The organism is Flexivirga lutea, from assembly GCF_054778955.1.
Window position 1 is genome coordinate 552,699 of the sequence record NZ_BAAGZB010000001.1, and the last position, 21,128, is coordinate 573,826.

19 protein-coding genes are annotated in these 21,128 nt (G+C 69.5%); 15 read left to right on the plus strand and 4 right to left on the minus strand.

All coding sequences use genetic code 11. From position 1 onward, the window contains the following. Positions 1 to 22: 22 nt before the first annotated feature. The gene (locus tag ACYVBN_RS02710) at positions 23 to 1,396 is read left to right on the plus strand and encodes a glycoside hydrolase family 1 protein (protein WP_460599176.1); all 1,374 of its coding nucleotides are present in this window, start codon (positions 23 to 25) and stop codon (positions 1,394 to 1,396) included. A gap of 91 nt (positions 1,397 to 1,487) precedes the next feature. On the opposite strand, the gene glgX is transcribed toward ACYVBN_RS02710, so the two are convergent. After that, a complete protein-coding gene (gene glgX / locus ACYVBN_RS02715) occupies positions 1,488 to 3,629 on the minus strand; it encodes a glycogen debranching protein (RefSeq protein ID WP_460599177.1) in 2,142 nt (713 codons plus the stop codon). A 77-nt stretch (positions 3,630 to 3,706) separates the two neighbouring features. On the opposite strand from glgX, the gene ACYVBN_RS02720 reads away from it, so the two are divergent. From ACYVBN_RS02720 to ACYVBN_RS02735, 4 genes are all read left to right on the plus strand, one after another. Next, positions 3,707 to 4,249: a hypothetical protein gene (locus tag ACYVBN_RS02720; protein ID WP_460599178.1), complete on the plus strand. Its 543-nt coding sequence runs from the start codon at positions 3,707 to 3,709 to the stop codon at positions 4,247 to 4,249. A gap of 115 nt (positions 4,250 to 4,364) precedes the next feature. Next, positions 4,365 to 4,733: a hypothetical protein gene (locus ACYVBN_RS02725; RefSeq protein ID WP_460599179.1), complete on the plus strand. Its 369-nt coding sequence runs from the start codon at positions 4,365 to 4,367 to the stop codon at positions 4,731 to 4,733. A gap of 186 nt (positions 4,734 to 4,919) precedes the next feature. Next, on the plus strand, positions 4,920 to 5,705 hold the full coding sequence (locus ACYVBN_RS02730) for an electron transfer flavoprotein subunit beta/FixA family protein (protein ID WP_460599180.1): 786 nt from the start codon (positions 4,920 to 4,922) through the stop codon (positions 5,703 to 5,705). A gap of 118 nt (positions 5,706 to 5,823) precedes the next feature. Beyond that, positions 5,824 to 6,780 (plus strand): electron transfer flavoprotein subunit alpha/FixB family protein, encoded by a 957-nt coding sequence (locus ACYVBN_RS02735; RefSeq protein WP_460599181.1) that lies wholly within the window; start codon positions 5,824 to 5,826, stop codon positions 6,778 to 6,780. 82 nt (positions 6,781 to 6,862) lie between these two features. Here the strand turns inward: ACYVBN_RS02735 and ACYVBN_RS02740 are convergent, their stop codons facing one another. Continuing rightward, complete coding sequence (locus ACYVBN_RS02740) at positions 6,863 to 7,939, minus strand: hypothetical protein (RefSeq protein ID WP_460599182.1); 1,077 nt, start codon at positions 7,937 to 7,939, stop codon at positions 6,863 to 6,865. Between the two features lie 81 nt (positions 7,940 to 8,020). Between ACYVBN_RS02740 and ACYVBN_RS02745 the strand changes: the two genes are divergently transcribed. From ACYVBN_RS02745 to ACYVBN_RS02775, 7 genes are all read left to right on the plus strand, one after another. After that, positions 8,021 to 9,223, plus strand: coding sequence for a cysteine desulfurase family protein (locus tag ACYVBN_RS02745; RefSeq protein WP_460599183.1), 1,203 nt, complete (start codon positions 8,021 to 8,023; stop codon positions 9,221 to 9,223). Next, positions 9,223 to 10,299 carry an MnmA/TRMU family protein gene (gene mnmA / locus ACYVBN_RS02750; protein WP_460599184.1) on the plus strand — a complete coding sequence of 359 codons (1,077 nt, stop codon included), beginning with the start codon at positions 9,223 to 9,225 and terminating at the stop codon, positions 10,297 to 10,299. Before ACYVBN_RS02745 ends, mnmA begins: the two co-directional genes overlap by 1 nt. A 133-nt stretch (positions 10,300 to 10,432) precedes the next feature. Next, a complete protein-coding gene (locus tag ACYVBN_RS02755) occupies positions 10,433 to 11,392 on the plus strand; it encodes a septum formation family protein (protein WP_460599185.1) in 960 nt (319 codons plus the stop codon). A gap of 30 nt (positions 11,393 to 11,422) precedes the next feature. After that, a complete protein-coding gene (locus ACYVBN_RS02760; protein WP_460599186.1) occupies positions 11,423 to 12,436 on the plus strand; it encodes a uroporphyrinogen decarboxylase/cobalamine-independent methonine synthase family protein in 1,014 nt (337 codons plus the stop codon). A 158-nt stretch (positions 12,437 to 12,594) separates the two neighbouring features. Further along, entirely contained in the window at positions 12,595 to 14,715 is a 2,121-nt protein-coding gene (ligA, locus tag ACYVBN_RS02765) for an NAD-dependent DNA ligase LigA (RefSeq protein WP_460599187.1), read from the plus strand. A 508-nt stretch (positions 14,716 to 15,223) separates the two neighbouring features. Next, a complete protein-coding gene (locus tag ACYVBN_RS02770; RefSeq protein WP_460599188.1) occupies positions 15,224 to 15,691 on the plus strand; it encodes a mycothiol transferase in 468 nt (155 codons plus the stop codon). Positions 15,692 to 15,715: 24 nt separating this feature from the next. Beyond that, positions 15,716 to 16,192, plus strand: a complete 477-nt coding sequence (locus tag ACYVBN_RS02775) for a hypothetical protein (RefSeq protein ID WP_460599189.1) — start codon at positions 15,716 to 15,718, stop codon at positions 16,190 to 16,192. Positions 16,193 to 16,224: 32 nt separating this feature from the next. Here ACYVBN_RS02775 and ACYVBN_RS02780 read toward each other — a convergent pair whose 3' ends face one another. Together ACYVBN_RS02780 and ACYVBN_RS02785 are read right to left on the minus strand one after the other, a co-directional pair. Beyond that, positions 16,225 to 16,776 (minus strand): YdeI/OmpD-associated family protein, encoded by a 552-nt coding sequence (locus ACYVBN_RS02780; protein WP_460599190.1) that lies wholly within the window; start codon positions 16,774 to 16,776, stop codon positions 16,225 to 16,227. 104 nt (positions 16,777 to 16,880) lie between these two features. Further along, a complete protein-coding gene (locus ACYVBN_RS02785; protein WP_460599191.1) occupies positions 16,881 to 17,555 on the minus strand; it encodes a cytidylate kinase-like family protein in 675 nt (224 codons plus the stop codon). Between the two features lie 169 nt (positions 17,556 to 17,724). On the opposite strand from ACYVBN_RS02785, the gene gatC reads away from it, so the two are divergent. Genes gatC through gatB form a run of 3 tightly spaced genes read left to right on the plus strand, consistent with a single transcriptional unit; the run spans position 17,725 to position 21,061 of the window. Beyond that, a complete protein-coding gene (gene gatC, locus ACYVBN_RS02790; RefSeq protein ID WP_440281767.1) occupies positions 17,725 to 18,021 on the plus strand; it encodes an Asp-tRNA(Asn)/Glu-tRNA(Gln) amidotransferase subunit GatC in 297 nt (98 codons plus the stop codon). Positions 18,022 to 18,032: 11 nt separating this feature from the next. Then, positions 18,033 to 19,550 (plus strand): Asp-tRNA(Asn)/Glu-tRNA(Gln) amidotransferase subunit GatA, encoded by a 1,518-nt coding sequence (gene gatA, locus ACYVBN_RS02795; RefSeq protein WP_460599192.1) that lies wholly within the window; start codon positions 18,033 to 18,035, stop codon positions 19,548 to 19,550. Then, the gene (gatB, locus tag ACYVBN_RS02800) at positions 19,550 to 21,061 is read left to right on the plus strand and encodes an Asp-tRNA(Asn)/Glu-tRNA(Gln) amidotransferase subunit GatB (RefSeq protein ID WP_460599193.1); all 1,512 of its coding nucleotides are present in this window, start codon (positions 19,550 to 19,552) and stop codon (positions 21,059 to 21,061) included. Before gatA ends, gatB begins: the two co-directional genes overlap by 1 nt. Positions 21,062 to 21,128 lie beyond the last annotated feature (67 nt).

The following is a 21,128-nucleotide window of genomic DNA, read 5'->3' on the forward strand; positions in this document are numbered from 1 at the left end:
TGCGACAGCAGAGGAGCATCCCGTGACCGTGCAGTTTCCTGCCGACTTCGTCTTCGGAGCGGCGACGGCGTCCTACCAGATCGAGGGCGCGGTGGCCGAGGGCGGCCGGCGGCCGTCGATCTGGGACACCTTCAGCCACACACCCGGCAAGGTGGAGCGCGGCGAGACCGGCGATGTCGCCTGCGACCACTATCACCGGGTCCCCGAGGACGTGGCGCTGATGCGGCAACTGGGCTTGGACAGCTACCGCTTCTCACTCGCCTGGCCGCGCATCAAGCCGGACGACGGTCCCGTCAACCCGGCGGGCCTGGCGTTCTATGACGAGCTGGTCGACGAGCTGCTGGCCGCCGGCATCGAGCCGGCGGTGACCCTCTACCACTGGGATCTGCCCGAGGCGCTGGAGGACCGCGGTGGCTGGCGCGAGCGCGACACCGCCGAACGCTTCGCCGCCTACGCGGCCGTCGCTGCCGACCACCTCGGCGACCGGGTGAAGCGGTGGATCACCCTCAACGAGCCGTTCTGTTCCTCGATCCTGGGGTATGCCGACGGCGTGCACGCTCCGGGCGCCCAGGAGGGCGAGGGCGCGCTCAAGGCGGCACACCACCTGCTTCTCGGCCACGGGCTCGCGGCGCAGCGGATCCGCTCGTCGGTCCCCGGGGCGCAGGTCGGCATCACGCTCAATCTGGCGTCGGTGCAACAGGTTTCGGAATCGCCTGCCGATCTGGAAGCGGCCCAGCGCAACCTGCTCATCGGCAACCTGATCTTCACCGACCCCGTTCTCGCCGGCAGTTATCCCGAGCTCGGCAAGCAGGTGTGGTCGCCGATCACCGACTTCTCCTGGATCGCCGGTGACGACATGAGCACGATCGCCCAGCCGTTGGACTTCCTCGGCGTCAACTTCTACTTCCCGAGTCGTCCCCGTGCGGTCGCCCACCAGGTGGCGGATCCGGCGCAGCGGGTCGCGTCCGACCTCGGCTTCGAGTCGGTGCTGCACGAGGGTGAATACCTCACCGAGATGGGCTGGCCGGTCGACGCCGGCGCGTTCACCGCGCTGCTGACCTGGCTGCAGGACCGCTACGGCGATGCCCTGCCCCCGATCCACATCACCGAGAACGGCATCGCCTGTCCGGACGTCGTCGGCCCCGACGGGCGGATCGACGACCAGGATCGCATCCGGTATGTCGGGGACCACCTCAAGGCGGTCAAGGACGCGATGGACAAAGGCATCGACATCCGCGGTTACTACGTCTGGTCACTGATGGACAACTTCGAGTGGGCGCGTGGTTACCAGCCCCGCTTCGGGCTGCTGCACGTCGACTACGACACCCTGCAGCGCACTCCGAAGGCCAGCTTCGACTGGTACCGGAACGTCATCGCCACCCACCAGATCCCCTGAGCGAGAGGACCCCATATCGACCGAGTGGACCCGGAAATCGGCCTGATTTCCGGGTCCACTCGGTCATCAAGGGGTCCTCTCGATTGGCTGCTCACGCGCCGACGAGTATGGCGAACGACCCGGCCCGCACCGGCAACTCGTCACCGACGGGGACCGAGGTGCTCGGCAGCTGGTCGGGCCTTTCGTAGCTGCTGTCCCAGGTCAGCTGCCACGTGCTGACGCCGGTCTGCGCGGGCAACCGGACGGCGGTGTCCTGCGCTTGGCCGCCCAGCACCAGCAGGATCCGGTCGTCGTCCACGTCGGAGCCGTCGAAGACGACCTGCAGGACGCGGGTGCGCCCGTCGTTCCACTGAGCCGCGGTCATGATCGAGCCGTCGGCGGCGTGCCAGTGCAACGCTGCCGGTGCGTCGCCGTCGATGGGGTCGCCGGGGAAGAAGTTGCGCTGACGCAGCACCGGGTGTGCGGCACGGAACTGTGTCAGGAACGCCGTGGTGTCGGCCAGGTCGCGCTGCGCGTCGTCGAGATCCCAGTCGTACCAACTGATCTCGTTGTCCTGGCAGTAGGCGTTGTTGTTGCCCTGCTGGGTGCGCCCGAACTCGTCGCCGCCGAGCAGCATCGGCACGCCGGCGGAGACGAACATCGTTGCCAGCAGGTTGCGGACGGCCCGTCGTCTGCCGGCCTCGACGTCCGCACCGGCGGATTCGTGGCCCTCGACGCCGAAGTTCCAGGAGCGGTTGTTGTCGTTGCCGTCGCGGTTTCCTTCGCCGTTGGACTCGTTGTGCTTGCTGTTGTATGCCGTCACGTCGGCCGCGGTGAAGCCGTCGTGCGTGGTGACGATGTTGATCGAGGCCAGGGGCGACCGGGGCGCGAAGAGGTCCCTTGACCCGGCCAGCCGGGTGCCGAGGTCGCTCACGCCGTGACCGGCCTGGCCGTTCCGGTCGGCTGCCAGGTCGGTCAGCCAGAAGCTGCGCACGGTGTCCCGGAAGCGGTCGTTCCAGTCGGCGAACGGCGCCGGGAACTGGCCGGTCCGCCAACCGTGCGAACCGACGTCCCACGGCTCGGCGATCAGCTTGACGCGGGAGAGCACCGGGTCGGTGCGCAACGCCATCAGGAAGGGATGGTCGGGGTGGAACGCATCGTCGGAACCGCGTGCGAGCGCGGGCGCCAGGTCGAAGCGGAAGCCGTCGACCCGCATCTCGGTCGCCCAGTAGCGCAGCGAGTCCAGCACCATGCGAATGGTTTCCGGGTGTCGCATGTCGAGGGTGTTGCCGCAGCCGGTGACGTCGACGTCGTTGCCACGCTCGTCCAGCCGGTAGTAGCCGGCCGACGACAGTCCGCGCCAGGACAATGTCGCGCCGGCATCGCTGCCCTGCTCGCAGGTGTGGTTGTAGACGACGTCCAGGATCACCTCCAGGCCCGCCTCGTGGAGCAGCTTGACCATGCCCTTGAACTCGTGGATCGCGTCCTGCGGAGTGTGCGCCGACGCGTATGCCGGATGCGGGGCGAAGAAGCCGAGTGTGTTGTAGCCCCAGTAATTGGTCAGCCCCCGGCGCACCAGTTCCGGCTCGGAGGTGAACGCGTGCACCGGCAGCAGCTCCACGGCCGTCACGCCGAGTCTGCTCAGGTGCGCGACGGTGGTGGGATGCGCCACTCCGGCATACGTGCCGCGCAGGTGTTCGGGCACGTCCGGCAGCTGTTTGGTCAGCCCGCGCACATGGGTCTCGTAGAGCACCGTGCGGTCCCACGGTGTGTGCGGCGGTCGGTCGTCCCCCCAGTCGAAGCCGTTGCCCACCACCACGCTGCGCGGGACGTATGGCGCACTGTCGCGGTCATCTCGCACGCCATCGTCGCCGGACAGGTCGGCACTGACCGCGTGCCCGAAAACCTCCGGGCGCCAGTCGACTTCGCCTACGATGCCGCGGGCGTAGGGGTCGAGAAGCAGCTTCGCGGAGTTGTAACGGTGGCCGCGGACCGGGTCCCAGGGACCGCGTGCCCGGTAGCCGTAGAGCTGACCCACCCCGATGCCCGGGACGTGGCCGGCCCACATCCCGTGAGCGTGCTCGATCAGCGCCACCCGCCGCTCGGCGCCGATCTCGTCGAAGAGACACACCTCGACGCCGGTGGCGGCGCCGCCATACACGCTGAACTCCACGCCCGCGTCGTCGGCGGTCGCGCCCAGCGGTGGTGGGGCGTCGGGGGAGGTGCGTGCGGTGGCGGTCGGTGTTTCGGGCACCCGCAGAGGTTAGTCGCCCAGCCCGCCGTGACCCCGGGAAGTGCTGGTCGCGTGGCCGGTGAAGTAGCGTGGGTCACATGACAGATCCGACTTCTCTGCCCAACTTCGCCCCGCCCGCCTCGGCGCCGGCCGCGCCCGCCGGCGACGGTCAGCTGCAGGCCCGCGTGATGGCTGCACTGCAGGAGGAGGGCTTCCGCCCCGAGCTCGACGCCGACGGCGACGTCAGCTACAAGGTCGAGGGCCAGCAGCTCTTCGTGCGCTGCGTCGACGGTGAGCCCGCCATGATGCGCGTCTTCGGTCAGTGGCAGATCACCGACGACCTCCCGCAGGACATCACCAAGCAGCTGCTCGCGGCCAACGACGTGTCGTTGAGCCTCAACATCGTCAAGACCGGTCTGGCCAACGGCAACCTCATCGTCACCGGCGAGCACCTGGTCTCCGCGGCCGACGACGTCAAGACGCTCGTGCAGTCGACGACCCAGATGGTGCTGACCGCGGTGCAGCTGTGGCACCAGGCCGTCACCAGCGACGGCCCGCACGCGGCAAACTCGGCCGAGGCTCCCGCCGTCGCCCAGACGCTGGCCAACGCCGCACAGGGCGACGCGTCCACCCAGCAGTAGGACCGCACTGCGCAGGTCAGATCCTCCCGCCGGGGCCGGTGGTGGCGCTAATGTCGGCGTCACCACCGGCCCCGGTGGTATGACACCGAGACAGTTGAGAGCTGGTGAGCGATCCATGAGTACCGATCACGTGCCGGTGGCGCCGGGCAGCGCCGCTGCCGAGCGCAGCCGCCTGGTGGCGATCGCGGTTGCCGTGGTGGGACTGGTGGGCATGTTCGTGGCCCTCCTCGGCTGGACCGGCATCGCTCAGGGTGTCGACAGCACGGCCGGGGCCCCGCCGTGGGTGATCTTCGTGATCGGAGCGGTGATCGTCATCGGCGCCGCTGTCTTCGACCTGGCCGCCGGGTCGCGGTCGGACGTCTACGTGGTTGCCCCGGGGCAGCAGCTGACCGCACTGCAGTTCGTGCTCAACAAGCTCGCGCCGTGGATCATCGTGGCGCTCACCGTCGTGGGCATGATCGCCATCTGGTTGCGGCACCACTGACCGATCGCTCCCACCCGCTTCCGGGTCACTCGCGACCGGTTTGTTACTCACCGGTAGCATGCGGTACGTCACCGGGCAGACGGCCCGCGGCATACGATCGCCGCAGGAAAGGGCGCCGCGTGCGTCCGCCCACGAACGCTGACTCACGTCAGATCTCGCACCCTGAGGGAAGAGGACGATAGACGCATGAACATCGTGGTCTGTGTCAAGTACGTGCCGGATGCGCAAGCGGATCGCACGTTCACCGAGGACAACACGACGGATCGTTCGAACGTGGACGGTTTGTTGTCGGAACTGGACGAGTATGCCGTCGAGGAGGCCCTGAAGATCGTCGAGGGCAGCGACGGTGAGGTCACTGTCGTGACGGTCGGTCCCGAGGGTGCCGCCGACGCGATCAAGAAGGCGCTGCAGATGGGTGCGCACAAGGGTGTGCACGTGCTGGACGATGCGATCCACGGCAGCGATGCACCGGCCACGTCCCTGGTGTTGGCCGAGGCGGTCACGAAGGCCGCCGGCGGCACCCCTGAGTTGGTGCTGATGGGTCTGGCCTCCACAGACGGCACGATGAGCGTGGTGCCGGCGATGCTGGCCGAGCGGCTCGGCCTGCCGCAGGTGACGCAGTTGTCGACCCTGGAGGTCGGCGACGGCGTGGTCAAGGGTCGTCGCGACAGCGACACCGCGTCGGACTCCTTCGAGGCGCCGCTGCCGGCGGTGGTCTCGGTGACCGACCAGATCAACGAGCCGCGCTACCCCTCCTTCAAGGGCATCATGGCGGCCAAGAAGAAGCCGGTGGAGACGTGGTCGCTGGCCGACCTGGGCGTCGACGCCGGGCAGGTCGGCCTGGACAAAGCATCCACCAAGGTCGTCTCGTTCACCGCGCGCCCCCCGCGTGAGCAGGGCGAGATCGTGACCGACGAGGGCGACGGCGGCACCAAGCTGGCTGAGTTCCTCGCCAAGGCCAAGCTCGTCTGAGCCACCGTTCCCGACCGACTTTCTGGAGCAGGTATGACGCTGCGGGGACGGACGAGCCCGCGGGTCCGGCCGGAGCCGGAATACCTGCCAACGACATTGAATTGCAAGGAGTTTCAACATGGCTGAAGTCCTGGTTCTGGTGGATCACACCGACGGGCAGGTCAAGAAGAACACCGCGGAGCTGCTGACGCTCGCCCGTGCGCTGGGTGAACCGGCGGCGGTCTTCGTGGGCGGCAACGTGGAGGCGGCGCGTCCGCGGCTGGCGCAGTTCGGTGCCGGCAAGGTCTACGTCGTCGACAACCCCGACGTGACCGGTCAGGTCGCGGCGCCGTTGGCGGAGGCGCTGGCCGCCGTGGCCGAGCAGGCCTCCCCGGCGGCCGTCCTGCTGCCCACGGGCGGTGTGACCAAGGAAGCGGCCGGCCGGCTGGCGGTCAAGACCGGCGGCGGCCTGATCACCGACGCGACCAACGTGACGGCCGGCGACGACGGTGTGACCACGACGCAGGCGGCGTTCGCCTCCAACTACACGGTGACCTCGGTGGTCACCAAGTCCCCTGCGATCGTGACGGTCAAGGCCAATGCGACGCCCCCGCAGGCATCGCAGGCCGGCGCAACGGTCGTGCCGGTCGAGGTGACGGTGTCGGACGTGGCGAAGGCGGCGAAGATCACCGGCACCGAGGCCAAGGCCAAGTCCGGTCGCCCGGAGCTGACCGAGGCACAGATCGTGGTCTCCGGTGGTCGCGGCACCGGCGGTGACTTCTCGCCGGTGGAGGCCTTCGCCGACACCCTGGGTGCCGCGGTCGGCGCCTCGCGTGCGGCGGTCGACGCCGGCTGGTACCCGCACGCCAACCAGGTGGGTCAGACCGGCAAGCAGGTCAGCCCCCAGCTGTATGTCGCATGCGGCATCTCGGGTGCGATCCAGCACCGTGCCGGCATGCAGACGTCCAAGACGATCGTGGCGATCAACAAGGACGAGGAGGCGCCGATCTTCGAGCTGGTCGACTTCGGCGTCGTGGGTGATCTGTTCACCGTGCTGCCGCAGGCCGACGAAGCGGTCAAGCAGGCCAAAGCCTGACGATCGACCGGCATACCGACGCACTGAGCGGCATACGGATCCAACCTGGATCCGTATGCCGCTCAAGGCATTCCTGCGCCGCTCAGTCCGGGAGGGGCTTGAGGACGAGCCTGCCGCCGGTCCACACCGACTGCGCCTTCGTCCCGCCGGGTTCGGCCAGCTGCACCAACCGCAGGCCGTGTATGGCGCTGCCCTTCGGCGCCCAGAAGACGATCCGGTAGTCGTGGGAGTGCCCCTTCTTCACCAGTGCGCTGGTGAGGGTCTCGCCCTGGCTGCCGAGTCCGGTGTTGCTGCGGCACCGTCGTCCGGAGCCGTCGATGAGCACGAAGGAACGGCGGTCGACATACGCGTCGGCGCCGGTGGCCGTCACGTGCAGCGTGATGTCGATCGCGTCCATGTCGTTGGGCTGGGTGGGCCCGGGCGTGAAGGCGCGGCGTTTCGGGGTGCTCGCCCGCACCGATTGGGAGACGACGCTGTCGCCGTGGCTGATGGTCGCCCCGAACTCCTTGCGGGTGCTGCCTGAGGCCGACAGCTTCGACGCGGCCCCGTCGCAGCCGGTCGCGGGTGCCGTCGCGGACGGGGTCGCCGCGCCAGCCTTCCAGGCCAGGCTGGCCGAGCCGGCCCCGGCGGCGGGCAGGTACCGGACGCTCAGCCGGGTCAGCATCGTGCTCGAGGGCACCAGGAACGCCACCGATCCGGCTGCGGCGTGCGACTCGTCGACCGTCAGCGCCACGAAGCCGTTGTCCAGCGGGTTGATCGGCGGTTGAGCGCAGCTGCGCCCGGCGCGGTCCACCAGCAGGAACTGCGAGTGGTCGACCGCGAAGGTGCCGTTGGTGCGCACGCTCGCCCGGATCGGCACCCGGACCAGCCGGTACCCGGGCTCGTCGGACGGTATGGCGCTGAACTGCGGTGCCCCCGCGCCGACCTGCAGGGCCGACGAGGGGCCGGTCGGCGCGGCCGTCCCGAAGGGCACGGTGTCGCCGGTCAGGGCCGGCGCCGCGTGGGTGGAGCAGGCGGTCGGCGTGGTGGAGGCGGGCGCGGACGGGCTGCTGGTGCCCTGGCCGCCGGAGCCGCAGCCGGTCAGAGCCAGGGCGGCTCCGCACAGGGCCGCGGCCACGGCGCTGCACCGTGCGGACAGGTGGCGGACGGGAACGGGCACGCCGCACAGTCTCGCAAACGCCGCTCCGCGGCGGGTTCACCGGAGGCCGTCGGCCGCCGCGACCGCGCGTACCCTTGACGGGTGAAGTTTTCGGCATACCTCGACCACGCGGCCACCACACCGACCCGGCCGGAGGTCATCACCGCGATCGCCGAGCAACTCGCCACCGGTGGCAACGCGTCCTCGTTGCACACCGTCGGCCGAGCCGCCCGCAGAGTCGTCGAGGAGTCCCGCGAAGACGTGGCGAAGGCGCTCGGCTGCGGTCCCTCGGAGGTCGTGTTCACCTCCGGCGGCACCGAGTCCGACAACCTGGCGATCAAGGGCACCTGGTGGCAGCGCCACGGCGACGACCGGCGACGCAATCGGCTGCTGGTCGGTGCCACCGAGCACCACGCGGTGCTGGACGCCGTGGAGCACCTGGCCCACCACGAGGGCGCGGTCGTCGACTGGATCGAGGTGGACGCCTCGGGCCGCAGTGACGCCGCCCAGGTCCGTCAGCTGATCGAGCGCGACCCGGGTTCGGTGGCGATGGTGTCGCTGATGTGGGCCAACAACGAGGTGGGCACCGTGCAGCCGGTGGCCGAGGTGGCCGCGGTGGCGCACGAATACGGCATACCGATGCACACCGACGCGGTGCAGGCGATCGGGCAGTTGCCGGTCGACTTCGCGGCGTCCGGCGCCGACCTGTTGACGGCGAGCGCCCACAAGTTCGGCGGTCCGCAGGGCGTCGGCGTGCTGCTGGCCCGCCGCGACGCGTCGCTGACGCCGCTCACCCACGGCGGGGGACAGGAGCGCCAACTGCGCAGTGGCACGCTCAACACCGCCGGGATCAGGGGTATGGCGCTCGCGGCGACCCTCGCCACGGAGCAGCTGTCCCAGGAGCAGGAGAAGCTGGCGGCGTTGCGGGACAAGCTGATTCGCGGCGCCCTGGACCTGGGACTGGACATCCGGGTGACCGGTGCGCACGAGGTGGGCGACGTCTCGGCCCGGCTGGCCGGCAACGCGCATCTGCGGATCCCCGGCTGCGACGGGGACTCGCTGCTCTACCTGCTCGACGCCGCGGGGATCGAGTGCTCGACCGGGTCGGCGTGTCAGGCGGGCGTCCCGCAGCCCAGCCACGTGCTGCTGGCCATGGGCATCAGCGAGGACGACGCACGGGGTGCGCTGCGGCTGACCCTGGGGCACAGCTCCACCGACGCGGACGTCGCAGCGTTCCTCGAGACGCTGCCGGCCGCCGTCGACCGGGCCCGCCGAGCACGCTCGGCCAGCAGGGGCGGTCGCTGATGCGGGTGGTGGCCGCGATGAGCGGCGGTGTCGACTCGGCGGTCGCGGCGGCTCGGATGGTCGACGCCGGCCACGAGGTCGTCGGCGTACACCTCGCGCTGTCCCAATCCGCGGCGACGCTACGCGAATCCGCGCGCGGCTGTTGCACGATCGAGGACGCCGGCGACGCCCGCCGGGTGGCCGACAAGGTCGGCATACCGTTCTACGTCTGGGACATGGCTCAGCGGTTCCAGGAGGACGTCGTCGAGGACTTCGTCGCCGAATACACCGCCGGACGCACCCCCAACCCGTGCCTGCGGTGCAACGAACGCATCAAGTTCGCCGCGTTGCTGGACAAGGCGCTCGCGCTGGGCTTCGACGCCGTGGCGACCGGTCACTACGCACAGATCGTCGACGGCCCCGGCGGGCGTGAGTTGCACCGCGCGGTCGACATGGCCAAGGACCAGTCCTACGTGCTGGGTGTGCTCGATGCCGACCAGTTGGCCCGCTCCTTCTTCCCGCTGGGTGACACCACCAAGCCGCAGATCCGCGACGAGGCCGCGGCCCGCGGCTTCTCGGTCGCCAAGAAGCCGGACAGCCACGACATCTGTTTCATCGCCGACGGCGACACCAAGGGCTGGCTCACCCGGCGCCTCGGTGAGCAGCCGGGGGACATCGTCGACACCGACGGGCAGGTGGTCGGGCAGCATGAGGGCGCCTTCGCCTACACCGTCGGCCAGCGGCGCGGGCTCGGCCTGAAGGTGCCGCGTGAGGACGGCGCGAAGCGCTACGTCATCGACGTGCGGCCCGGCACCAACACCGTGGTCGTCGGCACCGAGGACCTGCTCGGCATCGACGTCGTGGTCGGCGATCATGCCCGCTGGTGCGGCCCGGCGCCGGCCGGTGCGCTACACGTCGGTGCCCAATTACGAGCTCACGGTGAGGAATTCGCCGCTACCGCGGTGGCCGACGGAGACCGGGTGACGGTGCGGTTGGACCGCCGCGCGCGCGGCGTGGCGCCCGGCCAGTCCGTGGTGCTGTATGACGGGACCCGCGTCGTCGGATCCGCGACGATCACCGGGACCGACCGCGCCTGAGCGGTCCACCGACGCCGGCGGGGTGTGCGGATCCGGTGCAACCGATGCCGCCCGGGGACCGTCAGGGTGGGGAGGGCGGACACGCCACCGGCTATCGTTGCCGCGGATCGAAGGACCACAAGGGGATCACGCCATGGCTTTGACTGACCACCGCACGATGCGACCGCTGCTGGCGTTCGCCACGATCGGCACCCTGTGTCTCGGACTCGCCGCCTGCGGCGGCAGCGATTCGCCCACGGTCGTCGCGCCGACGGCGGACGGCACCAGCGCGACCTCGACCGCCGACCCGACGTCGCCCAGCACCTCGGCGTCGTCCAGCAGCGACACCTCGCCCGGGTCCTCGAGTGCTCCGTCGAGTCCGTCATCGACCGACACCACCAGCGCCGTCGCGTTCGCGCCCGGACAGTGCATCGACGACACGACCGACTGGCAGGTCATCCCGTGCAGCCGGAAGCACGAGCTGGAGATCATGTCGGTCGTCAAGACGACCAAGGACGCCGACGACATCGTCAAGCGTGGCGTGCTGCGCACCTGGACCTGCAACAACGAGGTGGCGGCATACGTCGGCAGCCCGAGTGGTGCCTTCTCGCGTATCCTCGACCAGGCGGTGCCCGCCGCGGCGGACCCGAATGCGGCCGAGCAGATCGTCTGCGCCATCGGCGTGGCCAAGCCGGACGACTCCGGCTACGAAGAGATCACCTACGGCCTCAAGAACAGGCTCAAGCAGACCGGCTATACCGACTACCGGATCTGCACCAGCGATCGCCCGAGCAAGACCGACTCGCCGCACATCGTGCCGTGCAGCCGGCCGCACAAGGCCGAGACCATCGGCGGCTACGTGATCGGCGCGGCGGACGGCACATACCCCGGCAGCGCGGAGGTCGACAAGCGGGCACTGAAGAAATGTGTGCCGCTGGCCAAGAGCTACCTCGGGGGCACGCGCGGCGACGTGATCGCCGCCGTCAACAGCACCGGCAGGGAAGGCTGGAAGCGGGGTACGACGCTGACCGCGTGTTTCGTGGAGGCCACCCAGGGCACGTTCGGCAAACCGTTGCAGGGCATCAAGAACAAGCCCTTGTCGCAGTACCGCTGACTTCCGTTCCGACCTCGCGAGGCACCACACATGACTGACGCAGTGCCGGCCAGCGGCATCGGCTCGCTCCCCGGCAACGACGTCGAGGGTGCGGCCCGCGCCGTGCGCGAACTGTACGACGGTGACGGCATCCCCTATGTCGTGGAGCTGCCCGGCCGCGGACCGGGCGCGGACCTGATCGGCCGCACCGCGGCACAACTCATCGGCCTGGCAATCGACCTGCAGCCCGCCGGCTGGCGGCTCACCGACGGTGCGGGCCGCGACGCGTCGCGGGCACGCGCCTTCCTGCGCCAGGACCTGGACGTGCTGGCCGAGGTGTATGACGGCTATGCCGGGCCGCTGAAGCTGCAACTGTGCGGTCCGTGGACGTTGGCGGCCACCCTGGCACTGCCGCGGGGCGAGCGTGTGGTCAGCGATGCCGGCGCGACGCGGGACATCGTGCAGTCGCTGGCGGACACTGCGGCAGAACACGTGGCACAGGTGCGCCGGCTGGTGCCGGGCGCCGTACCGATCGTGCAGTGGGACGAGCCGGCGCTGCCGGCTGTGCTGGCCGGCCGTCTGCCGACCGTGTCCGGCTTCGGGCGGATTCGCTCCGTCGACGCCAACGTGGCGCGTGACGGTCTGCTGCACTTGACCGAAACCGTTGCCGGACAAGCAGATTCCCAGGTGCTGCACTGCTGTGCGGCGGATGTGCCGGTTCCGCTGGTGCGTCAGGTAGCCGGCCTGGATCTGGCGCTCGACACCTCGCTGGTGCGGTCCGCGCAGTGGGATGGCATCGCGGAGCTGGTCGAGTCCGGGCGCCGTCTGTGGGCCGGACTGGTCCCGACGGTCCCCGCCCCGGACCGGGCCCGGCCGTCGTTCCAGCAGGTGACCGCACCGTTCACCGAGCAATGGCACCGGGTCGGACTCGAGATGGCGCTGCTCGAACGCGTGATCGTCACGCCGGCCTGCGGACTGGCCGGTGTCACGCCCGCCGACGCCTCGCGGATCGGACGGCTGACCGTCGATGCCGCGCACGCCCTTCGCGACCTGGCGGCACGCTGATCGATTAGGCACGCTGATCGATTAGGCACGCTGATCGAGTAGGCACGCTGATCGAGTAGGCACGCTGATCGAGTAGGCACGCTGGTCGAGTAGGCACGCTGGTCGAGTAGCGACGAAGGAGCGTATCGAGACCAGTGCCGTCTGCGCCATACGGCAGGATGGCAGCCGTGACCGAGATCGACGGCATACCCACAGACGTGCGGCACGAGTGGACCGAGCTCGCCGAGGAGGCGCGCGGTCACCAGTTCGCCTATCACGTGCGCGACGCGCCGACCATCAGCGACGGTGAATACGACGCGCTGATGCGGCGGCTGGGCGACATCGAGGATCGATACCCCGCGCTGCGCACACCCGAGAGCCCGACCCAGCAGGTCGGCGGCGCGATTTTCACCACCGATTTCACCGCGGTCAAGCACGCGGAGCGGATGCTCAGCCTGGACAACGTGTTCAGCGCGGAGGAGCTGGACGCCTGGATCGGCCGCGTTCAGCGCGACGTCGGCGATCAGCCGTTGCATTTCCTGTGCGAGTTGAAGATCGACGGGCTGGCCATCAACCTGACCTACGAGAAGGGCCGGCTGGTGCGTGGCGTCACCCGCGGCGACGGCACCACCGGCGAGGACGTCACCTCCAATGTCCGCACGGTCGAAGGCATTCCGCACAAACTCGCCGGCGACGACATCCCGGACCTGGTCGAGGTCCGCGGCGAGATCTTCATGGGCATATCCGACTTCGAGCAGCTCAACGCCGCGCTCGTGGAGTCGGGCAAGGCGCCGTTCGCCAACCCCCGCAACACCGCTGCCGGTTCGCTGCGGCAGAAGGATCCGCGGGTGACCGCGAGCCGGGCGTTGCGGATGCTGGTGCACGGGATCGGCGCCCGGCGCGGGTTCGACATCCAGCGTCAGTCACAGGCCTACGACCTGCTCCGGGACTGGGGGCTGCCGGTGTCGACCCACTACCGGGTGGTCGACACCGCCGACGCGGTCCAGGCGTATGTCGCCTGGGCCGGCGCCAACCGGCACTCGGTGGAGCACGAACTCGACGGTGTCGTGGTCAAGGTCGACGAGGTGCCGGTGCAGCGCGCGCTCGGTTCGACGTCGCGTGCCCCGCGCTGGGCCATCGCCTACAAATATCCGCCGGAGGAGGTCAACACCAAGCTGCTCGACATCGAGGTCAATGTCGGCCGCACCGGCCGGGTGACACCGTTCGGGGTGATGGAGCCGGTGGTGGTGGCGGGCTCCACCGTCGCCAACGCCACGCTGCACAACGCCTCCGAGGTGAAGCGCAAGGGCGTGCTGATCGGCGACACCGTGGTGCTGCGCAAAGCCGGCGACGTCATACCCGAGATCCTCGGACCGGTCGTGGACCTGCGCGACGGCAGCGAGCGTGAGTTCGTGATGCCGACGCACTGCCCCTCCTGCGGCACCGAGCTGGCCTACGAGAAGGAGGGCGACAAGGACATCAGGTGCCCCAACTCGCGCACCTGCCCGTCGCAGCTGCGCGAGCGACTCTTCAGCCTCGCCGGCCGGAGCGCGTTCGACATCGACGCCCTCGGCTGGGAGGGCGCCGTCGCGCTGCTGGAGTCCGATGTGATCACCGACGAGTCGACCCTCTTCCGGCTCACCCGGGAGCAGCTGGTGCAGGTGCCGGTCTACACGCGGGCCGCCAAGAAGTCCGATCCGGTCGACACGGTCGTCGACGGGAAGGTGTTGTCCGCCAACGGTGTCCGGCTGCTGGACAACCTCGCGAAGGCCAAGGATCAACCGCTCTGGCGGGTCATCGTCGGGCTGTCGATCCGGCACGTCGGGCCGACGGCGGCCCGCGCGCTGGCGACGGAGTTCGGCTCCATCGAGGCGATCCGCACCGCGAGTGTCGAGGAATTGGCGGCGTCCGAGGGCGTTGGCGGAGTCATCGCCCAGGCGGTCGTCGATTGGTTCGATGTCGACTGGCACCGTCAGATCGTCGAGCGCTGGGCCGAGGACGGCGTCCGGATGGCCGACGAGCGCGACGCGTCGATCCCGCAGACCCTCGCCGGGCTGACGGTGGTGGTCACCGGCTCACTCGAGGGTTACTCCCGCGACTCGGCCAAGGAGGCGATCATCGCCCACGGCGGCAAGGCGGCCGGTTCGGTCTCCAAGAAGACCTCGTATGTCGTGCTCGGCGCCAACGCCGGGTCCAAGGCCGACAAGGCGGAGCAGCTCGGCGTGCCCACGCTCGACGAGGACGGGTTCGTCGCGCTGCTCGAGAACGGACCGCCGGGCTCCGAGGACGACGCCCGCTGATCGAGCGTCGTCCTGAGTAGCCCGAGGCGCCGGCCGAGGACGTATCGAAGGGTGCCGGAGCAGGCTGGTCGAGCGTCGTCCTGAGCAGCCCGAGGCGCCCGGCCGAGGGCGTATCGAAGGGTGCCGGAGGAGCGAGGTCGAGCACGCTGGTCGAGTGCCGGAGGAGCGAAGCGGGGGAGGTGTATCGAGATCGAGTGCGCTGGTCGTCTGGGTCGGTGTCGAACGAGCCGCCCGCCCGGACGCACTCCACTGCACTCCGCTAGCGCTCCGTTCCGCTCCATAGGTCCGTTCGGACGACCCGCTCGGCACCGTGGTCGTCGGGTCGGTCTGTGGTCGCGTTTGCATCGTCTGTGGTTGCCTGGATCACGGTCGCCGGCCGTGGGCATATCGGGTGCCGGAGGAGTTCAGTTCAGCACGCTGGTCGAGTGCCGGAGGAGCGAAGCGGGGGAGGTGTATCGAGACCAAGTGATCGATGCTCCGAACCAACCGATGTCACAAGGAGTTTCAGATGAGCGAAGCTGTTCCACTGGACGTGGTACTCGTCCACGTCGACCGCGCGCTGGACGGTATGACGGCAACCCTGCGGGACCTGGGTGACGACCTCGCCAATGCCGAGACGGGCCTGCCTGGTGGCAACACGGCATACCAGATCGTCCGGCACTGCTGCGGTGTCCTGGAGTTCTGGGGCGGTCAGGTGCTCGCCGACCGGCCGATCACGCGGGACCGCCCCGCGGAGTTCACGTCGTCGGGGACGGTCGAGGAGTTGATCGATCTGGTGACGCGGCAGCGCGCGTCGTTCGGTGCCGATTTGCGCGGGTTCGACGGCGACTCGCTGCCCCGCGGGCCGCTGGAGGAGCGCAACATGGACCGCGACGAGGTGCGCACGCAGGGTGGGGTGCTGCTGCACGTCTACGAGGAGCTGGCCCAGCACCGCGGGCATCTCGATCTCACGGCCGACCTCGTGCGTGGTCGCTGAAGGCACCGGACTACTGTCGGGCACGTGAAAGCGCCTGACCTGTGGCCCAGTTCGGCGACTGCCCGGGCTGCCACGCCGTTCGTCGTCATCGGTCTCGCGCTGGTGATCGCCGCAGGGCTGGTGTCCGCGGCGGCAGCACCGACGGCGAGCTATCACAGCAGCTGGGCGGTCGCCTACCTGGTGCTAGTCGCCGGTGTCGCGCAGGGCGTGCTCGGTCTCGGCCAGGCGGTGCTGACCGCAGGCACCGTGCCGCTCGGCATCCGTTGGGCACAGCTGTGCTGCTGGAATCTCGGCAACGCGGCCGTGGTCGCGGGGACCTTGACCGACGTGCGGCCGCTCCTCTATCTCGGATGCCTGCTGCTGGTGGTGACCTTGGTGTTGCTGCTGCGAACCACGACGCACGTGCCGTCGAACTGGCTGGTGTGGACGATGCGCACGGTGGTGATCGTCCTGGTGGTCAGTGTGCCGACCGGTATCGTCCTGCAGGCCCTCACGCACTGACTGCCCCGGCGCGGGCGCTGCGGCGCACCGGGTCACTGCTCCGGATCGACGAGCTTCCCGCTCTTGGCGACTTCGGGGTCAGTGCACGAGGACAGGTCGAAGCAGCACGGGCGCCGCTTGCCGGAGCGCAGCTTGGAGATGCCCACTTCGACGCGACGGTCCCGGGTGACCGGATTCTTCGTCGCGTTGATCCAGCGGACCCATTCCCACCGCGCCATCGGCGTGATGTCCTGCCACGTCTCGGTCAGGTCCGTCGCGTCGGCCAGTGCGGCCGAGAAGTCCTCGGGAACATCGGGTTCCGGCCAGGTCTTGGTCGGCTCGATGCTCAGGCGTACGGCGTCGCCCGCCGCCAGGTCGAGCTCACTGCGCAGCCCCTCGGCGATCGGGATCCAGTGGCCGCGGCGCCCGTCGGGTTCGATCACCGTCGGGTACGGCGCGTCGTTCACCGTGACGGTCGCGGCGATCTGGCCGCGCGACGGCAACTCGGCGCTGGCCTGCGCCGGCAGCCGGACGATCATCCGGTCGCCGATGAACTCGGTCGGAGCAGTACACGTCACAGTGATCGGGTGTGCGTTGGTCGCCATACATCAAGGTTAGGAGAACCGGAGCGGCGGGTCGTGCCGAACGAGCGCACCGCAACCGCACGATGCGCAGAACAGAGTGCGGCCGACGCGGCCTCGACCACGTCTCAGTCGGCGTCGGGGCCGTATGTCGGCGCGTCGCCGGCGGCGCCTGGGTCCACGGCGAAGGCGCGGTAGGCGTCGATGATCATCGAGACGCACTGGTCGAGCTCGAGCAGCGGTGTGTTGAGCTGCAGGTGGTAGAGCGTCGGGTCGTCGATGTCACGGCAGTAGAGGTGCTGCACGTACTTCGCGCGGGCGGTGTCGACCTTCTCGAGGTTCTGCTCCGCCTGCTCGGGGGTGACCTTGCCCTCGCCGAACTTCTCCGCGGCCTTGATGCGTTCCTCGGGGCTGCCGTAGAGACGGATCCGCAACACGTCGGTGCGGTCCTGCAGGGCGGCCGCACCGCCCCGGCCGAGGATCACCGCGCCGTCGGCCAGCGCCTCGCGCATGATGGAGTCGGCTTCGTTCCGGAACTCCTCCGCCGCGGCGCCGTCGGCCGCGGCGATCGCGGCACCACCGCTGATGGTGTCGGCCAGCGGTGCCAGGTTGCGGAAGAACCGATCGGCGAAGCTCAGTTTGCGCTCGCCCTCCTGCGCCTCCTGCAACGACACGTCTAGGTCCGCAGCGACCCGGGCGCTGATCGCCCGGTCCAGCATCCGGAAGCCGAGTCGCTCAGCGACCCGCGGGGCGACGACCCCGCCGCCTGCGCCGTATCCGGACGAGATGGTGATGCCTGGCATGACAGCCTCCTGTGCCTCGGGTGAGAGGACCTGGGTCGACTTCGGGAAGAAACTTTGATTTGCTATCAAGTTGTATCACTGCAGGTGATCAGTGTGGTCCCCGAAGGTATCGGGCGACCTGCCCGAGCCGGGCGAAATGCGCCGAGTGGCGCGAAATAGACTGGCCACCATGTCTGACCTCTCCCGCGACGAGGTGGCCCACGTCGCCATGCTCGCCCGCATACAGCTCACCGACGACGAGCTCGACCGGTTGGCCGGTCAACTCGACCAGATCGTCGGGTTCGTGGCCACCGTCGGCGAGATCACGACCGAGGACATTCCGCCGATGTCCCACCCGCTGCCGCTGGAGAACGTCACCCGCGACGATGAGGTCCGACCGAGCCTGACGCCCGAGCAGGCACTGGCCGCCGCCCCGCACGCGCAGGCCGAGCGGTTCGCCGTGCCGCGCATCCTGGACGAGGAATGAGAGCCGAGAAGATGACCGACTACACCCGGCTCACGGCTGCCGAGATCGCCGACGCACTGGCCGCCGGAGACACCACCTCGGTGGAGGTCACCCAGGCACACCTGGACCGGATCGCCGAGATCGACGGGGACATCCACGCCTTCCTGCAGGTAGACGCCGACGGCGCGCTCGCCACGGCGCGGTCGGTGGACGCCGCGCGCGCCGCGGGGGAGAAGCTCGCCCCGCTCGCCGGTGTCCCGATCGCGGTCAAGGACGTGCTCGCGACCCGGGGGCTGGAGACCACGGCCGGCAGCAAGATGCTGCAGGGCTGGATCCCGCCGTATGACGCCACGGTCGTCGCCAAGCTGCGGGCCGCCGGTATGCCGATCCTGGGCAAGACCAACATGGACGAGTTCGCGATGGGCAGCTCGACCGAGCACTCGGCATACGGCCCCACGCACAACCCGTGGGACCTGGACCGCACGCCCGGCGGTTCCGGCGGTGGCTCCTCCGCGGCCGTGGCCGCGTTCGAGGCGCCGCTGGCGATCGGCACCGACACCGGCGGCTCGATCCGCCAGCCCGCGGCCGTGACCGGCACGGTCGGGACCAAGCCGACGTATGGCGGCGTCTCCCGCTACGGCCTGATCGCACTGGCGAGTTCGCTGGACCAGGCCGGCCCGTGCACCCGCTCGGTGCTCGATGCCGCCCTGCTGCACGAGGTCATCGGCGGGCACGACGTGATGGACTCCACGTCCATCGACGCACCCGTCCCCGCGGTGGTCGAGGCCGCCCGCCACGGCGACGTGTCCGGAATGCGGATCGGTGTCATCAAGGAGATCTCGGGCGACGGCTTCCAGCCCGGCGTCAAGCAGCTCTTCGAGGAGTCGGTGCAGCTGCTGGTCGACCGGGGAGCCGAGGTCGTCGAAGTGAGCTGCCCGAGCTTCGAGAAGGGCCTGGCCGCCTACTACCTGATCCTGCCGAGCGAGGCGAGTTCCAACCTCGCCCGCTTCGACGCGATGCGCTACGGGCTGCGAGTCGGTCCGGAGGGTGTCGACAGCCCGAGCGCGGAGCAGGTCATGGCCGCGACCCGCGAGGCCGGGTTCGGCGACGAGGTCAAGCGCCGCGTCATCCTGGGCACCTACGCCCTCTCGGCCGGTTACTACGACGCCTATTACGGCCAGGCGCAGAAGGTCCGTACGCTGATCGCGCGCGACTTCGCCGCCGCCTACGAGAAGGTCGACGTGCTGGTCACCCCGACCGCGCCGACCACGGCGTTCAAGCTCGGCGAGAAGCTGGACGACCCGATGGCGATGTACCTCAACGACGTCGCGACGATCCCGGCCAATCTGGCTGGCGTTCCTGGCATTTCGATCCCCAACGGACTTGCCGCCGAGGACGGTCTGCCCAGTGGTTTCCAGATTCTCGCGCCTGCCACGAAGGATGAGCGGCTCTACCGTGCGGCCGCTGTCCTCGAGGCGGCACTGCACGACAAGTGGGGAGCACCGATCCTGGCGCAAGCGCCGGCCCTGACAGCAAAGGTGGTGGGCTGATGACCGACGCAGTCGTCGACTACGACGAGGCTCTGGCGACATACGACCCAGTGATGGGCTTCGAGGTCCACGTCGAGCTCAACACCGCGACCAAGATGTTCTGCGGATGCGCGACCGGTTTCGGTGCCGATCCCAACTCACAGGTCTGCCCGGTCTGCCTCGGCCTGCCCGGCGCGCTCCCGGTCGTCAACGGCAAGGCCGTCGAGTCCGCCATCCGGCTCGGCCTCGCGCTCAACTGCGACATCGCATCCTGGTGCCGCTTCGCCCGGAAGAATTACTTCTATCCGGACATGCCCAAGAACTTCCAGACCAGCCAGTACGACGAGCCGATCTGCTTCGACGGCTACCTCGACGTCGAGGTGCCGGCCGCCTCCGGCCAGGGAACGGAGACCTTCCGCGTCGAGATCGAACGCGCCCACATGGAGGAGGACACCGGCAAGTCGCTGCACGTCGGTGGTGCCACGGGCCGCATCCAGGGCGCCGAATATTCGCTCGTCGACTTCAATCGGGCCGGCATCCCGCTCATCGAGATCGTCACCAAACCCATTGAGGGCGCAGGGGATCGGGCACCGGAGATCGCCCGGGCGTATGTCGCCACGCTGCGCGACCTGGTCAAGGCGCTCGGCATCAGCGACGTGAAGATGGAGCAGGGCTCGGTGCGCTGCGACGCCAACGTGTCGCTGCGCCGCAAGGGCGTCGAGCAGCTCGGCACCCGCACCGAGACCAAGAACGTCAACTCATTGCGCTCCATCGAGCGGGCCGTCCGCTACGAGATCAGCCGGCAGGCGGCCATCCTCGACGACGGTGGCTCGATCACCCAGGAGACCCGGCACTGGCACGAGGACACCGGCGTGACCACCGCCGGCCGTCCGAAGTCCGACGCCGACGACTACCGCTACTTCCCCGAGCCGGACCTGGTGCCCGTCGCGCCGTCGGCGCAGCTGGTGGAGGAGCTGCGCGGCACGTTGCCCGAGCCGCCCGCCCAGCGCCGTAAGCGGCTGCAAAGAGACTGGGGCTACAGCGATCTGGAGATGCGTGACGTGATCAACGCCGGCGCGATCGACCTGATCGACGAGTCCGTGGCCGCCGGCGCAACACCCGCCGGCGCGCGCAAGTGGTGGACCGGCGAGTTGGCCCGCCGCGCCAACGCAGAGGGCAAGTCGGTCGAGGACTTCAACGTCACCCCCGCGTATGTCGCCGAGCTCGACGGCCTGATCAAGGGCGGCCGGCTCAACGACTCGATGGCCCGGCAGGTGTTGGAGGGCGTCATCGCCGGTGAGGGCTCGCCGACCGCCGTGGCCGACGCCCGCGGCCTGGAGCTGGTCCAGGACGACAGCGCCCTGGAGGCTGCGGTCGACAAGGTCATCGCCGCCAACGAACCCATCGCCGCCAAGGTCCGGGACGGCAAACTCAACGCTGCCGGCGCGCTGATCGGGCAGGTCATGAAGGAGCTGAAGGGGCAGGCCGACGCCGCCAAGGCGCGCGAGCTGATCCTCACCAAGCTCACCTGACCGGCGAGCGACGCATTTGACGCCGAGTGACGCATTTGCACGTGCGTCACTCGGCGTCAACTGCGTC

Coding starts and splice junctions, on each gene's coding strand:
- ACYVBN_RS02720 (WP_460599178.1), top strand. CDS start 3,707: ATGACAGATCCGACTTCTCTGCCCAACTTCGCCCCGCCCGCCTCGGCG.
- ACYVBN_RS02725 (WP_460599179.1), top strand. CDS start 4,365: ATGAGTACCGATCACGTGCCGGTGGCGCCGGGCAGCGCCGCTGCCGAG.
- ACYVBN_RS02730 (WP_460599180.1), top strand. CDS start 4,920: ATGAACATCGTGGTCTGTGTCAAGTACGTGCCGGATGCGCAAGCGGAT.
- ACYVBN_RS02735 (WP_460599181.1), top strand. CDS start 5,824: ATGGCTGAAGTCCTGGTTCTGGTGGATCACACCGACGGGCAGGTCAAG.
- mnmA (WP_460599184.1), top strand. CDS start 9,223: ATGCGGGTGGTGGCCGCGATGAGCGGCGGTGTCGACTCGGCGGTCGCG.
- ACYVBN_RS02755 (WP_460599185.1), top strand. CDS start 10,433: ATGGCTTTGACTGACCACCGCACGATGCGACCGCTGCTGGCGTTCGCC.
- ACYVBN_RS02760 (WP_460599186.1), top strand. CDS start 11,423: ATGACTGACGCAGTGCCGGCCAGCGGCATCGGCTCGCTCCCCGGCAAC.
- ligA (WP_460599187.1), top strand. CDS start 12,595: ATGGCAGCCGTGACCGAGATCGACGGCATACCCACAGACGTGCGGCAC.
- ACYVBN_RS02770 (WP_460599188.1), top strand. CDS start 15,224: ATGAGCGAAGCTGTTCCACTGGACGTGGTACTCGTCCACGTCGACCGC.
- ACYVBN_RS02780 (WP_460599190.1), bottom strand. CDS start 16,776: ATGGCGACCAACGCACACCCGATCACTGTGACGTGTACTGCTCCGACC.
- ACYVBN_RS02785 (WP_460599191.1), bottom strand. CDS start 17,555: ATGCCAGGCATCACCATCTCGTCCGGATACGGCGCAGGCGGCGGGGTC.
- gatC (WP_440281767.1), top strand. CDS start 17,725: ATGTCTGACCTCTCCCGCGACGAGGTGGCCCACGTCGCCATGCTCGCC.
- gatA (WP_460599192.1), top strand. CDS start 18,033: ATGACCGACTACACCCGGCTCACGGCTGCCGAGATCGCCGACGCACTG.
- gatB (WP_460599193.1), top strand. CDS start 19,550: ATGACCGACGCAGTCGTCGACTACGACGAGGCTCTGGCGACATACGAC.